Source organism: Enterobacter cloacae complex sp. SYL001 (assembly GCF_049237025.1).
GTDB classification, from domain to species: Bacteria; Pseudomonadota; Gammaproteobacteria; order Enterobacterales; family Enterobacteriaceae; genus Enterobacter; species Enterobacter intestinihominis.
The window spans coordinates 210,722-223,789 of sequence record NZ_JBMKJI010000003.1 but is presented as its reverse complement, the minus strand read 5'-3'; the positions used below and the strand labels follow the sequence as shown (position 1 = coordinate 223,789).

Genomic DNA, 13,068 nt, shown 5'->3' with positions numbered 1-13,068 from the left:
TAAAATTTACGGCTTAATGTTGCCAGAAGTGATGGTTACAGGGTAGCCTCATGCGTTATTTTCCCTCTGGAACCTTCCGGCGCGAACGAAATTACAGGAGCTTCAATGCCGAACATTACCTGGTGCGACCTGCCAACGGATGTCTCTTTATGGCCAGGATTGCCGCTCTCTTTAAGTGGCGATGAGGTGATGCCTCTCGATTACCACGCTGGCCGTAGCGGCTGGCTGCTGTACGGACGCGGCCTGGATAAGCAACGCCTCACCCAGTATCAAACTAAACTGGGCGCAGCGATGGTCATCGTTGCGGCCTGGTGCGTGGAAGATTATCAGGTTATTCGCCTGGCGGGTTCCCTGACGCAGCGCGCCACGCGTCTGGCGCACGACGCCGGGCTGGACGTAGCCCCGCTCGGCAAGATCCCGCATCTGAAAACGCCGGGCCTGCTGGTGATGGACATGGACTCTACCGCCATTCAGATCGAGTGTATTGACGAGATTGCTAAACTGGCGGGCAGCGGCGAGCTGGTGGCTGAAGTCACCGAGCGCGCGATGCGCGGCGAGCTGGATTTCACCGCCAGCCTGAGACAGCGCGTGGCGACCCTGAAGGGGGCCGATGCTAACATTTTGCGTCAGGTGCGCGATGAACTGCCCCTGATGCCAGGGCTGACGCAGCTGGTGCTCAAGCTGGAGACGCTCGGCTGGAAAGTGGCGATTGCCTCCGGTGGGTTCACCTTCTTTGCCGATTACCTGCGTGACAAGCTGCGTCTGACCACCGTGGTGGCAAACGAGCTGGAGATCATGGACGGCAAACTCACCGGACAAGTGATTGGCGACATCGTGGATGCGCAGTACAAAGCCAATACGCTGACGCGTCTGGCGGAGAAATACGCCATTCCGGTCGAACAGACCGTCGCCATCGGCGATGGCGCGAACGATCTGCCGATGATCAAAGTTGCCGGGCTGGGTATTGCCTACCACGCCAAGCCGAAAGTGAATGAAAAGACGGAAGTCACTATCCGTCATGCTGACCTGATGGGCGTGTTCTGCATTCTCTCCGGCAGCATTAATCAAAAATAGCGGCCTGCTTTTGTAGGCCGGGTAAGCGTCAGCGCTATCCGGCGCGCAGACCGCACAGAAATAACGAGGTAAACCGTGGCGAAAGCTCCAAAACGCGCATTTGTCTGTAATGAATGTGGTGCGGATTATCCGCGCTGGCAGGGGCAATGCAGCGCCTGTCATGCCTGGAACACCATCACCGAAGTGCGTGGTGTGGCGGCTTCGCCGAGCGTGGCCCGCAATGAACGGCTGAGCGGCTATGCGGGCAATGCAGGCGTGTCGAAGGTACAAAAACTTTCGGATATCAGCCTTGAGGCGCTGCCGCGCTTCTCAACCGGATTCAAAGAATTTGACCGCGTGCTCGGCGGTGGCGTAGTGCCGGGCAGCGCCATTCTGATCGGCGGTAACCCGGGCGCGGGTAAATCGACCCTGCTGCTGCAAACGCTCTGCAAGCTCGCCGAACAGATGAAAACCCTGTACGTCACGGGCGAAGAGTCACTCCAGCAGGTGGCGATGCGCGCGCACCGCCTCGGTCTGCCGACCGGCAATCTGAATATGCTCTCGGAAACCAGCATCGAGCAGATCTGCATGATCGCCGAAGAAGAGCAGCCGAAACTGATGGTGATCGACTCCATTCAGGTGATGCATATGGCGGACATTCAGTCGTCACCGGGGAGCGTGGCGCAGGTGCGTGAAACGGCTGCGTACTTAACGCGCTTTGCCAAAACGCGCGGCGTAGCGATAGTGATGGTGGGCCACGTCACCAAAGACGGCTCGCTGGCCGGCCCGAAAGTGCTTGAGCACTGTATCGACTGCTCGGTGATGCTCGACGGCGATGCGGATTCCCGTTTTCGTACCCTGCGCAGCCATAAAAACCGCTTCGGCGCGGTGAATGAACTGGGCGTGTTTGCCATGACCGAGCAGGGGCTGCGCGAAGTCAGCAACCCGTCGGCCATCTTCCTGAGCCGTGGCGACGAAATTACGTCCGGTAGTTCGGTGATGGTGCTGTGGGAGGGGACGCGTCCGCTGCTGGTTGAAATTCAGGCGCTGGTGGATCACTCGATGATGGGTAATCCGCGGCGCGTGGCGGTCGGTCTGGAACAGAACCGCCTGGCGATCCTGCTGGCGGTGTTGCACCGTCACGGTGGCCTGCAAATGGCGGATCAGGATGTGTTCGTCAACGTGGTTGGTGGGGTGAAGGTTACGGAAACCAGCGCGGATCTGGCGCTGTTGCTGGCGATGGTCTCCAGCCTGCGCGACAGACCGTTGCCGCAGGATCTGGTGGTATTTGGCGAAGTAGGGCTGGCGGGCGAAATTCGCCCGGTGCCGAGCGGTCAGGAGCGTATCTCCGAAGCGGCAAAACATGGCTTCCGCCGCGCGATTGTTCCGGCCGCCAACGTGCCGAAAAAAATCCCGGAAGGGATGCAGGTTTTTGGCGTTAAAAAACTCGCAGATGCGTTAAATGTCTTTGACGACTTATAATTACGTATTCGATTTTGCAGGAGGCACCGTAATTTATGTCATCATTTGACTACATCAAGACCGCTATCCGCCAGAAGGGCTGCACGTTACAGCAGGTAGCGGACGCCAGCGGCATGACCAAGGGCTACCTGAGCCAACTGCTGAACGCCAAAATCAAAAGCCCCAGCGCGCAGAAGCTGGAAGCGCTGCACCGTTTTCTGGGGCTTGAATTTCCGCGGATGCAAAAGAACATTGGCGTGGTGTTCGGTAAGTTCTACCCGCTGCATACCGGGCATATCTATCTGATCCAGCGCGCCTGTAGCCAGGTCGACGAGCTGCATATCATCATGGGTTATGATGAAACCCGCGATCGCCAGCTGTTTGAAGACAGCGCCATGTCGCAGCAGCCCACCGTGCCGGACCGCCTGCGCTGGCTGCTTCAGACCTTTAAGTATCAGAAAAATATTCGTATTCATGCCTTTAACGAAGAGGGCATGGAGCCGTACCCGCACGGTTGGGACGTGTGGAGCAACGGCATCAAAGCGTTTATGGAAGAGAAGGGCATTGCACCTAACTGGATCTACACCTCTGAAGAGTCCGACGCGCCGCAGTTCCGCGAGCATCTGGGCATCGAAACCGTGCTGATCGATCCTAAACGCACCTTTATGAACATCAGCGGGGCGCAGATCCGCGAGAACCCGTTCCGCTACTGGGACTACATTCCGACCGAGGTGAAGCCATTCTTCGTGCGTACGGTGGCGATCCTCGGCGGCGAGTCGAGCGGGAAATCGACGCTGGTGAATAAGCTGGCGAATATCTTCAATACCACCAGTGCGTGGGAGTATGGCCGCGATTACGTCTTCTCACACCTCGGTGGTGACGAGATGGCATTACAGTATTCCGACTACGATAAAATCGCGCTTGGTCATGCCCAGTACATTGATTTCGCGGTGAAATACGCCAATAAAGTCGCCTTTATTGATACCGATTTCGTCACCACGCAGGCGTTCTGCAAAAAGTACGAGGGGCGCGAGCACCCGTTTGTGCAGGCGCTGATTGACGAATACCGCTTTGATCTGGTTATCCTGCTGGAAAACAACACCCCATGGGTAGCCGACGGCATGCGCAGCCTGGGCAGCTCGGTGGACAGGCGTGAGTTCCAGACCATGCTGGTGGAGATGCTTAACGAGAACAACGTTGCGTTTGTGCATGTGGAAGAGTCGGATTACGACACCCGTTTCCTGCGCTGCGTCGAGCTGGTGAAAGAGATGATGGGTGAGCAGGGGTAAAAAACTTACCCCTCACCCTAACCCTCTCCCCAAAGGGGAGAGGGGATCGCACGGAGCTGTCTTTACCCTCTCCCCCGTGGGGAGAGGGCAGGGTGAGGGGGAACAAACCACTCAGAACTCAACCACCACTTTCCCACGCATATGCCCCTCCAGCACCATGCGGTGCGCTTCGGTAATGCTTTCCACGCTCAGCCCGTGCAGCGTTTCGCTGAGCGAGCTTTCCACCACGCCGTTATCCACCAGCTTCGCCACCTCATTTAAAATCTCGCCCTGGCGCGCCATATCCGCGGTCTGGTACATGCTGCGGGTATACATAAATTCCCAGTGCAGGGCGGCAGATTTGGACTTCAGCTTGTCCTGGTTTAGCGGATGCGCATTTTCAACGATGGAACAAATGTGTCCCTGAGGGGCAATCAGATCGCTGACCGCATCCCAGTGCCCGTCGGTGTCGTTGAGGATAAAAATGTAATCCACAAAGGTGAGCCCCTGTTTCGCCAGTTCACCCTTCAGGTCGCGGTAATCTACGACAACGTCAGCCCCGCGATCGCGACACCATCGGGCGGAATCTTCTCGTGAGGCGGTTGCGACGATCTTCACCTTGCTGTTGTGCTTCGCAAACGGGATCGCCAGCGATCCGACTCCACCCGCGCCGCCAATTATCAGCAGCGTTTTATCTGCGTCGGCATACTGAATCTTCAGCCGTTCAAACAGGCCTTCCCACGCGGTGAGCGCCGTCAGCGGCAGTGCTGCCGCAGAGGCCCAGCCAAGGTTTGCAGGCTTGTGCCCGACAATGCGCGCATCGATAAGCTGGTGCGTGGTATTGCTGCCCGGTCGGGTGATATCCCCCGCGTACCATACTTCGTCACCCGGTTTAAATCCGGTGACGCCAGCCCCGACGGCTTTGACGATCCCGCTGGCATCCCACCCGAGAATGCGCGGCTCCTTCAGCCCGCTTTTAGCAATGCCTGCATGTACCTTGGTGTCCACCGGGTTTACGGAGACGGCTTTCACCTCCACCAGCAGATCGTACTCGCCGGGCTGCGGCATCGGCGGGGTGATTTCAACGAAGGTGGAGGGATTTTCTGGGTTAACGGCAATGGCTTTAACAGACATGGTGTTCTCCTCAATGAATGCGTTGTGTTGAGGCTAGTCTATTAAGTGGTCAGCTGCATGATAAGATGGACAATCAAGAACTCAGCGTTCGTACAGGGTGAACAATCATGTTTAAACAGCTACAGGATATGGCGCTGTTTGCGCTGGTGGCTGAGATGGGCAGCTTTACTGCGGCGGCGCAGAAGGCGGAACTGCCGAAATCCAGCGTCAGCCAACGCATTAGCCAGCTGGAGCAGCAGGTGGGGATCCGCCTGCTTAACCGCACGACGCGCAGAATAAGCCTGACGTTTGCGGGCGAGCACTATCTGGTGCACTGCCGCGAGATGCTGGCGGCCAGCGAGCGCGCGGAGTATGCCATTCAGCGGCTGCGAGAAAACCCCAGCGGACGGCTGAGGATCACCTGTCCGGCAGGGATTGGCGCGACGCTGCTGGCGCATATGAATGCCGAGTTCCAGCTTCGCTACCCTGACGTGTCGCTGGATGTATCAATTTCAGACGATGTGGTGGATCTGGTCGAGTCGGGCTTTGACGTGGCGCTGCGCACCGGCAAACCGCAGGATTCTTCCCTGATTGGCCGCATGATTGGGCACTGTCCGCGCTACATGCTGGCCTCGCCCGACTACATGGCACGTCGGGCGCCGTTAATCCATCCCCGACAGCTGGTGGATCACCGCTGCATTACGCACCGGGCATGGTCGGAGTGGCTTCTGCGAAGCGAGAGTGAGGATTACCGCTACCTGCCAGATAACGCCCACATGACGGATAACCTGGTGTACGCCCGAGAATGCGCCATTGCCGGGGCGGGGATCACGCTGTTACCCGCATTCCTGCTGGAAGATAAAATCGAAAAGGGCGCGCTGGTAAAGGTGCTACCGGAGTGGCGCGTTGAGGGGAACGATCTCTGGCTGGCCTATCCGAGCCGTAAGCTCAATTCGCCTGCGCTGATGAGCTATATCGACTTTGCGATGCAGTTTGATGAGGTGAAGCGGTATTACGTGGGCAAATAAAAAAGCCGGGTGGCGGCTTCGCCTTACCCGGCCTACACACTGTGCGGCCTGATGCCCTCACCCAGGCCCTCTCCCACGCGGAGAGGGAACAAACATAAAAAACGGCAACCGAAGTTGCCGTTTTGCTTTTATTTCGCAATACGCTTGTACTTAATACGCTTCGGCTCCAGCGCGTCTGCGCCCAGCGTGCGTTTCTTGTACTCTTCGTATTCGGTGAAGTTACCTTCGAAGAACTCCACTTTACCTTCGTCCTGGTAGTCCAGAATGTGGGTTGCGATACGGTCAAGGAACCAGCGGTCGTGCGAGATAACCATGGCGCAGCCCGGGAATTCCAGCAGGGCGTTTTCCAGCGCGCGCAGGGTTTCGATGTCCAGGTCGTTGGTAGGTTCATCGAGCAGCAGAACGTTGCCGCCAACCTGAAGCAGCTTCGCCAGGTGCAGACGACCACGCTCACCGCCAGACAGCTCGCCCACGCGTTTGCCCTGGTCGGTGCCCTTGAAGTTAAAGCGGCCAACATAGGCGCGGCTTGGCATCTCGGTGTTGCCGATACGCATGATATCCAGACCGCCGGAGACTTCTTCCCACACGGTTTTGCTGTTGTCCATCGCGTCACGGAACTGGTCAACGGAGGCCAGCTTCACGGTCTCACCCAGGGTGATAGAGCCGCTGTCAGGCTGTTCCTGACCGGACATCATGCGGAACAGGGTGGATTTACCCGCGCCGTTCGGACCGATGATGCCGACGATAGCGCCTTTCGGTACGGAGAAGGTCAGATCGTCGATCAGCAGGCGGTCGCCGTACGACTTACGCAGGTTGGTCACTTCAACCACTTTATCCCCCAGACGTGCTCCAGGCGGGATAAACAGTTCGTTGGTTTCGTTACGCTTCTGGTATTCGGTGTTGTTCAGCTCTTCGAAGCGTGCCAGACGGGCTTTGCCCTTGGACTGACGGCCTTTCGCGCCCTGACGCACCCACTCCAGCTCTTTCTCAATAGATTTACGGCGCGCCGCTTCCTGAGACGCTTCCTGCGCCAGACGCTGATCTTTCTGCTCCAGCCAGGAAGAGTAGTTGCCTTCCCACGGAATGCCTTCGCCGCGGTCCAGCTCCAGGATCCAGCCCGCCACGTTGTCGAGGAAGTAGCGGTCGTGGGTAATTGCCACCACGGTGCCTTCGAAGTCGTGCAGGAAGCGTTCCAGCCACGCCACGGATTCCGCATCCAGGTGGTTGGTCGGTTCGTCGAGCAGCAGCATGTCTGGTTTTTCCAGCAGCAGGCGGCACAGCGCCACGCGGCGGCGTTCACCACCGGAGAGATTCGCGATTTTCGCATCCCAGTCCGGCAGACGCAGGGCATCTGCCGCGCGCTCCAGCTGCACGTTCAGGTTGTGACCGTCGTGCGCCTGGATAATCTCTTCAAATTTGCCTTGCTGAGCGGCCAGTTTGTCGAAGTCCGCATCCGGCTCGGCGTATTTGGCATACACTTCATCCAGACCTTTCAGGGCGTTAACCACTTCGGATACCGCTTCTTCAACGGATTCACGCACGGTGTGTTCCGGGTTCAGCTGAGGTTCCTGCGGCAGGTAGCCGATCTTGATGCCAGGCTGCGGACGGGCTTCACCTTCGATGTCTGTATCGATGCCGGCCATGATGCGCAGCAGGGTGGACTTACCGGCACCGTTGAGACCCAGAACACCGATTTTTGCGCCCGGGAAAAAGCTCAGCGAGATATTTTTAAGAATATGACGTTTCGGCGGGACAACTTTGCCGACACGATGCATGGTATAAACGAATTGAGCCACGTTGGACTTCGCCTCTTTTATCGTGATGAGAATGAATTTCAGCCTCGAAGTGTAGCCTTTTTCACGCCCTAATCCCAGCCAGGAACGTCGGGAGTGTTAAAACGCGCAAGAAAGGTAAAAAAGTGTCCATGACGTGGCGCGTTGTGGGATGCCTGGTTAGCATAAGTTGAGGTAACTTTAACGTGGCAAGACGCTGCAACTGACGAAAAACAATGAGGAAGAGCTTGTGGAAAAAGCCAAACGGGTGGTCTGGCGTCTGCTGGCTGCCAGCGTATGCGTAATGGCGGTAAGCCAGGCGGTGCATGCCGATTCACTGGATGAACAACGTAACCGCTATGCCCAGATTAAGCAGGCATGGGACAACAAGCAGATGGATACCGTGCAGGCGCTGATGCCGACGCTGAAGGATTATCCGCTGTATCCGTATCTGGAGTATCGTCAGATCACTGATGATCTCATGAATCAACCGACCGTCACCGTAAATAACTTCATTCAGGCGAACCCGACACTGCCGCCTGCGCGTACCCTGAAGTCCCGGTTTGTGAACGAGCTGGCCCGTCGCGAAGACTGGCGCGGCCTGCTGGCTTTCAGCCCGGATAAGCCGGGCGCGACGGAAGCGCAGTGTAATTACTATTATGCGAAATGGGCGACCGGTCAGCAGGAGGAAGCCTGGACCGGCGCGAAAGAGCTGTGGTTGACGGGCAAAAGCCAGCCAAACGCCTGTGACCCGCTGTTCAGCGCCTGGCGCGCCTCGGGCAAGCAGGATCCGCTCTCTTACCTGGAACGTATTCGCCTGGCGATGAAGGCCGGAAACACCCGGCTGGTTACCGTGCTGGCGGGCCAGATGCCCGCGGATTATCAGACCATTGCCTCTGCCGTTATCAGTCTGGCAAACGATCCCAATACCGTGCTGACGTTTGCGCGTACCACCGGCGCGACCGATTTTACCCGCCAGATGGCGGCGGTGGCCTTTGCCAGCGTGGCGCGTGAGGATGTGGAAAACGCCCGGCTGATGATCCCGCAGCTGGTGCAGGCCCAGCAGCTTAATGACGATCAAACCCAGGAACTGCGCGATATTGTGGCATGGCGACTGATGGGAACAGATGTCACCGACGAACAGGCGCGCTGGCGTGACGACGCGGTAATGCGTTCAAACTCTGTCTCGCTGGTGGAGCGTCGCGTGCGCATGGCGCTGGGAACGGGCGATCGTCGTGGCCTCAATACCTGGCTGGCGCGCCTGCCGATGGATGCTAAAGAGAAAGATGAATGGCGTTACTGGCAGGCGGACCTGCTGCTGGAGCGTGGTCGTGAAGACGAAGCCAAAGCGATCCTCCACTCCCTGATGCAGCAGCGCGGCTTCTACCCGATGGCGGCGGCGCAGCGTCTGGGCGAGGAGTACACACTGAAGATCGACAAAGCGCCAGCCAACGCGAACCCGGCGCTGACGCAGGGTCCGGAAATGGCGCGCGTGCGCGAGCTGATGTACTGGAATCTGGATAATACCGCGCGCAGCGAATGGGCCAACCTGGTCACCAGCCGTACCACCGACGAGAAGGCGCAGCTTGCCCGCTATGCGTTTGATAATCGCTGGTGGGATCTGAGCGTGCAGGCGACGATCGCCGGCAAGCTGTGGGATCATCTCGAAGAGCGTTTCCCGCTGGCTTATAAGGATCTGTTCGATCGCTACACCAGCGGCAAAGATATTCCGCAAAGCTACGCGATGGCCATTGCCCGTCAGGAAAGCGCCTGGAACCCGAAAGTGCGTTCGCCGGTGGGGGCCAGCGGCCTGATGCAAATTATGCCGGGCACCGCGACGCACACGGTGAAGATGTTTAATATCCCAGGCTACAGCAGCCCGTCCCAGCTGCTGGATCCTGAGACCAACATCAACATCGGTACCAGCTACTTGCAGTACGTCTATCAGCAGTTCGGTAATAACCGCATCTTCGCGTCAGCGGCGTACAACGCCGGGCCAGGCCGCGTGCGGACATGGCTTGGTAACAGCGCAGGGCGACTCGACGCCGTGGCGTTCGTCGAGAGCATTCCGTTCTCGGAAACGCGCGGATATGTGAAGAACGTGCTGGCGTATGACGCCTACTATCGGCACTTCATGGGGGAGAAAGATGCCCTGATGAGCGATGCCGAGTGGCAGAGACGTTACTGATCGGCGCGGGTTGTGTTATGCTGTACTCGCTAATGAGTACAAGAGGCAGCATAACATGACCCAGCATTCCCCGTATTCCTCGGCCATGGCCGAACAGCGTCATCAGGAGTGGCTTCGTTTTGTGGAGTTGCTCCGCCAGTCTTACGACAAAGATCTGCATTTACCCTTGCTACAGCTGATGCTGACGCCAGACGAGCGTGAAGCGCTGGGTACACGGGTACGCATTATTGAGGAACTGCTGCGTGGCGAAATGAGCCAGCGTGAACTGAAAAACGAGCTGGGCGCGGGCATCGCGACGATTACCCGGGGTTCAAACAGCCTGAAGTCGGCGCCGGTTGAACTGCGTCAGTGGCTGGAAGCGGTATTGCTTAAAAACGCCGGATGACGGCTTCGCCTAATCCGGCCTACAAACTTAACGATAAATCGCGTTATGGAACGGACTTAACGCCAGAATAACGGCCTGGTGGTAAACGCTCGAACGGGTGAGCTTGCCCGCGGTAAAGACGCCAATCGCCCCCTCTTTACGACCAATCTCATCAATGCCGGTGTAGTGCGACATTACCGGCCCCAGCGCCTCACCCGCGCGGACTTTCTCCAGTATGACCTCCGGCAGCGGCAGCGTGGCTGAACGCGCTTCGCCGCGCTGCTCGCGGCTTTCGATGACAACCCAGCTGAAGGTCGCCCCTTCGTCGATACCTGCTTCAATCGCGACCCAGAAGTCAGCATCTGGCGCGGCGGCTTTTGCATTCGCCACGCGATTTCGTGCGCCAGCGCGTGTTTCCTCGCTGCCAAACGGCTGTTCCGGCACACCGCTCTCGACGCCGACGGCGTCAATATGGCAGGATCCTTCGCCGAAGATCTCTTCAAATGCCCTTAGAATTGCCTGAATTTTGGCAGGATTGGTGGTAGCAGAGACAACATGGTGCATAATTAAGCTCGATTTAAAAAATTCATCGCAGTATAACGGAAAAAAAGCATGTTACAGGTATACCTTGTTCGCCACGGTGAAACGCAGTGGAACGCCGAGCGACGTATTCAAGGCCAGTCAGACAGTCCTCTCACCGACAAAGGTGTGCAGCAAGCGTGGCAGGTGGCGGAACGCGCCAGAACGCTGGGTATCACTCACGTCATCTCCAGTGATTTAGGCCGCACGCAGCAGACGGCACGCATCATCGCCGATGCCTGTGGCTGCGACGTGACCCTTGAACCGCGCCTGCGCGAGCTGGATATGGGCGTGCTGGAAAAACGCCCTATCGATACGCTGACGGAAACCGAAGAAGGCTGGCGTCGCACGCTGGTGAACGGCACTGAAGATGGTCGCATCCCTGAGGGGGAATCCATGCAGGAGCTGAGCGTGCGCATGCATGCCGCGCTGGCCGAGTGCCTGAAACTCCCGGCAGGTAGCCGACCGCTGCTGGTGAGCCACGGTATCGCGCTGGGTTGCCTGGTGAGTACCATTCTGGGGCTGCCGGCTTACGCCGAGCGCCGTTTGCGTCTGCGCAACTGTTCCATTTCCCGTATCGACTATCAGGAAAGTGCCTGGCTGGCATCGGGGTGGGTGATTGAGATGGCAGGGGACATTTCGCATCTTGATGCCCCTGCACTGGATGAGTTGCAGCGTTAACGACGTACCGGAATCAGGAATTCCATACGCAGATTGATAGGGCCTTCTTCCGGTTTTGCATCTTGCGCCGGATAGTAGCGCTCAATGTCCTGACCTTTACGGCGATTCAGATTCAGCATCGGCATGCAGGTCCCGTAAACGGTCAGGATGAACTCCTGAACGCCCGTTCCTAACCCTTCGTATGAGAACATCACATACTCGCCGCCTTCCAGCACGACAGGCTTCGAGCCATGAATGTAACCGTTCGCCATGTCAGGCGTCAGCGCCGTGGTATAGAACACTTCCTGCTCGTCATCTTTTTCCTGGCTTGGATACGTTTCGTTCAGGCCATACAGAATCGGCGGGATCGCCGGAGCGTGGCTTAAAAATTCGCGCCAGAACTGAACGCGCATCTGATGGCGGAACTCGGAGATCTGCTCCAGGGAACAGGAGTAGCTCTGCGTGGTGCCGACCAGGTGCGTTTCCGGCAAGGTGATGATTTCATATTTTGGCATCGCAAACTCGCCCAGACGCAGCGGCGGACGCATACCAAAGGAGCTCCAGTCCGGCGAGCGGCGATAAAGCGCTGGCGTTAACGAGAACTGTTTTTTAAAGGCGCGAGTGAAGGTTTGCTGTGAATCGAAGCGATATTGCAGGGCAATATCCAGGATTGGTCGCGCGGTCAGGCGCAACGCGACAGCAGACTTTGATAAACGACGTGCGCGAATATAGGCACCGATAGCATGACCGGTGACATCCTTGAACATCCTTTGCAGATGCCACTTGGAATAGCCTGCTTTTGCCGCCACATTATCCAGTGACAAAGGCTGGTCGAGATGACCTTCCAGCCAGGTGAGCAGGTCGCGAATAATTCCAGCCTGATCCATATACTATCCTCATCCTTAAAACTGCCGCAGGTGCCTGTTTACAGGTTAGCGGATAATAGCATTTTTTGACGTTTTAGCATTCAGTGTTTTTTTTGCGCATAAATGCTTTTTGTGGTGATTTAAGTGCGGATATATTCTAATCCTGTGATCTTGCTACATTTTTATCTAACCTGTTGAATAATCGCTCAGCGTAATTTTTATGAATGGTAACAATATGAAATACAAGGTTTTAGCCTTTGCAGCACTGGCGCTGATGGCAGGGCGCGTGGCACAGGCGGAGCAAATTGGCTCCGTGGACACCGTGTTTAAAATGTTTGGGCCGGACCACAAAATTGTGGTGGAGGCCTTTGACGATCCGGACGTTAAAAACGTCACCTGCTATGTCAGCCGGGCGAAGACCGGCGGGATTAAAGGCGGCCTGGGGCTGGCTGAAGACACGTCTGACGCGGCCATCTCCTGCCAGCAGGTTGGTCCGGTGGAATTGAGTGACAAAATTAAAAACGGCAAAGCGCAGGGCGACGTTGTATTCCAGAAACGGACCTCGCTGGTGTTCAAAAAGCTACAGGTGGTCCGTTTTTATGACGCGAAGCGCAACACACTGGCTTATCTGGCTTATTCCGACAAAGTCGTGGAAGGCTCACCGAAAAACGCGATTAGCGCGGTGCCGATTATGCCGTGGCATTGATAAAAAAAAC

The 13,068-nt window shown here is 57.1% G+C and carries 12 protein-coding genes; 8 read left to right on the top strand and 4 right to left on the bottom strand.

Annotated features, from left to right (window positions below):
• Positions 1–105: 105 nt before the first annotated feature.
• The 3 genes from serB (at position 106) to nadR (ending at position 3,803) form a co-directional block, all read left to right on the top strand.
• Positions 106–1,074, top strand: a complete 969-nt coding sequence (serB, locus tag ACOTZP_RS05850) for a phosphoserine phosphatase (RefSeq protein ID WP_003856524.1) — start codon at positions 106–108, stop codon at positions 1,072–1,074.
• Positions 1,075–1,149: 75 nt separating this feature from the next.
• Positions 1,150–2,535: a DNA repair protein RadA gene (gene radA / locus ACOTZP_RS05845; RefSeq protein WP_003856523.1), complete on the top strand. Its 1,386-nt coding sequence runs from the start codon at positions 1,150–1,152 to the stop codon at positions 2,533–2,535.
• A 35-nt stretch (positions 2,536–2,570) separates the two neighbouring features.
• Positions 2,571–3,803: a multifunctional transcriptional regulator/nicotinamide-nucleotide adenylyltransferase/ribosylnicotinamide kinase NadR gene (gene nadR / locus ACOTZP_RS05840; RefSeq protein WP_193129934.1), complete on the top strand. Its 1,233-nt coding sequence runs from the start codon at positions 2,571–2,573 to the stop codon at positions 3,801–3,803.
• A gap of 111 nt (positions 3,804–3,914) precedes the next feature.
• On the opposite strand, the gene ACOTZP_RS05835 is transcribed toward nadR, so the two are convergent.
• A complete protein-coding gene (locus ACOTZP_RS05835) occupies positions 3,915–4,916 on the bottom strand; it encodes a zinc-binding alcohol dehydrogenase family protein (protein ID WP_271075386.1) in 1,002 nt (333 codons plus the stop codon).
• A gap of 107 nt (positions 4,917–5,023) precedes the next feature.
• Here ACOTZP_RS05835 and ACOTZP_RS05830 point away from each other — a divergent pair, with 107 nt between their 5' ends.
• Positions 5,024–5,923, top strand: coding sequence for a LysR family transcriptional regulator (locus tag ACOTZP_RS05830; RefSeq protein WP_271075385.1), 900 nt, complete (start codon positions 5,024–5,026; stop codon positions 5,921–5,923).
• A 128-nt stretch (positions 5,924–6,051) separates the two neighbouring features.
• On the opposite strand, the gene ettA is transcribed toward ACOTZP_RS05830, so the two are convergent.
• Positions 6,052–7,719, bottom strand: coding sequence for an energy-dependent translational throttle protein EttA (ettA, locus tag ACOTZP_RS05825; protein ID WP_014882470.1), 1,668 nt, complete (start codon positions 7,717–7,719; stop codon positions 6,052–6,054).
• Positions 7,720–7,945: 226 nt separating this feature from the next.
• On the opposite strand from ettA, the gene sltY reads away from it, so the two are divergent.
• Together sltY and trpR are read left to right on the top strand one after the other, a co-directional pair.
• Positions 7,946–9,883, top strand: coding sequence for a murein transglycosylase (gene sltY, locus ACOTZP_RS05820; protein ID WP_022646993.1), 1,938 nt, complete (start codon positions 7,946–7,948; stop codon positions 9,881–9,883).
• A gap of 55 nt (positions 9,884–9,938) precedes the next feature.
• Positions 9,939–10,268 carry a trp operon repressor gene (trpR, locus tag ACOTZP_RS05815; protein WP_003856511.1) on the top strand — a complete coding sequence of 110 codons (330 nt, stop codon included), beginning with the start codon at positions 9,939–9,941 and terminating at the stop codon, positions 10,266–10,268.
• Positions 10,269–10,295: 27 nt separating this feature from the next.
• Here the strand turns inward: trpR and yjjX are convergent, their stop codons facing one another.
• Positions 10,296–10,811 (bottom strand): inosine/xanthosine triphosphatase, encoded by a 516-nt coding sequence (yjjX, locus tag ACOTZP_RS05810; RefSeq protein WP_022646994.1) that lies wholly within the window; start codon positions 10,809–10,811, stop codon positions 10,296–10,298.
• Between the two features lie 48 nt (positions 10,812–10,859).
• On the opposite strand from yjjX, the gene gpmB reads away from it, so the two are divergent.
• A complete protein-coding gene (gpmB, locus tag ACOTZP_RS05805; RefSeq protein WP_271075383.1) occupies positions 10,860–11,507 on the top strand; it encodes a 2,3-diphosphoglycerate-dependent phosphoglycerate mutase GpmB in 648 nt (215 codons plus the stop codon).
• On the opposite strand, the gene robA is transcribed toward gpmB, so the two are convergent.
• A complete protein-coding gene (gene robA / locus ACOTZP_RS05800; RefSeq protein WP_022646995.1) occupies positions 11,504–12,373 on the bottom strand; it encodes an MDR efflux pump AcrAB transcriptional activator RobA in 870 nt (289 codons plus the stop codon). The genes gpmB and robA overlap by 4 nt on opposite strands.
• Positions 12,374–12,587: 214 nt before the next feature.
• On the opposite strand from robA, the gene creA reads away from it, so the two are divergent.
• Positions 12,588–13,058, top strand: a complete 471-nt coding sequence (gene creA, locus ACOTZP_RS05795; RefSeq protein ID WP_271075382.1) for a protein CreA — start codon at positions 12,588–12,590, stop codon at positions 13,056–13,058.
• Positions 13,059–13,068 lie beyond the last annotated feature (10 nt).

Excerpts from the sequence above, each read along its gene's own strand:
- robA (WP_022646995.1), bottom strand. The coding sequence starts at position 12,373 with ATGGATCAGGCTGGAATTATTCGCGACCTGCTCACCTGGCTGGAAGGT.
- serB (WP_003856524.1), top strand. The coding sequence starts at position 106 with ATGCCGAACATTACCTGGTGCGACCTGCCAACGGATGTCTCTTTATGG.
- ACOTZP_RS05830 (WP_271075385.1), top strand. The coding sequence starts at position 5,024 with ATGTTTAAACAGCTACAGGATATGGCGCTGTTTGCGCTGGTGGCTGAG.
- creA (WP_271075382.1), top strand. The coding sequence starts at position 12,588 with ATGAAATACAAGGTTTTAGCCTTTGCAGCACTGGCGCTGATGGCAGGG.
- ACOTZP_RS05835 (WP_271075386.1), bottom strand. The coding sequence starts at position 4,916 with ATGTCTGTTAAAGCCATTGCCGTTAACCCAGAAAATCCCTCCACCTTC.
- yjjX (WP_022646994.1), bottom strand. The coding sequence starts at position 10,811 with ATGCACCATGTTGTCTCTGCTACCACCAATCCTGCCAAAATTCAGGCA.
- nadR (WP_193129934.1), top strand. The coding sequence starts at position 2,571 with ATGTCATCATTTGACTACATCAAGACCGCTATCCGCCAGAAGGGCTGC.
- gpmB (WP_271075383.1), top strand. The coding sequence starts at position 10,860 with ATGTTACAGGTATACCTTGTTCGCCACGGTGAAACGCAGTGGAACGCC.
- trpR (WP_003856511.1), top strand. The coding sequence starts at position 9,939 with ATGACCCAGCATTCCCCGTATTCCTCGGCCATGGCCGAACAGCGTCAT.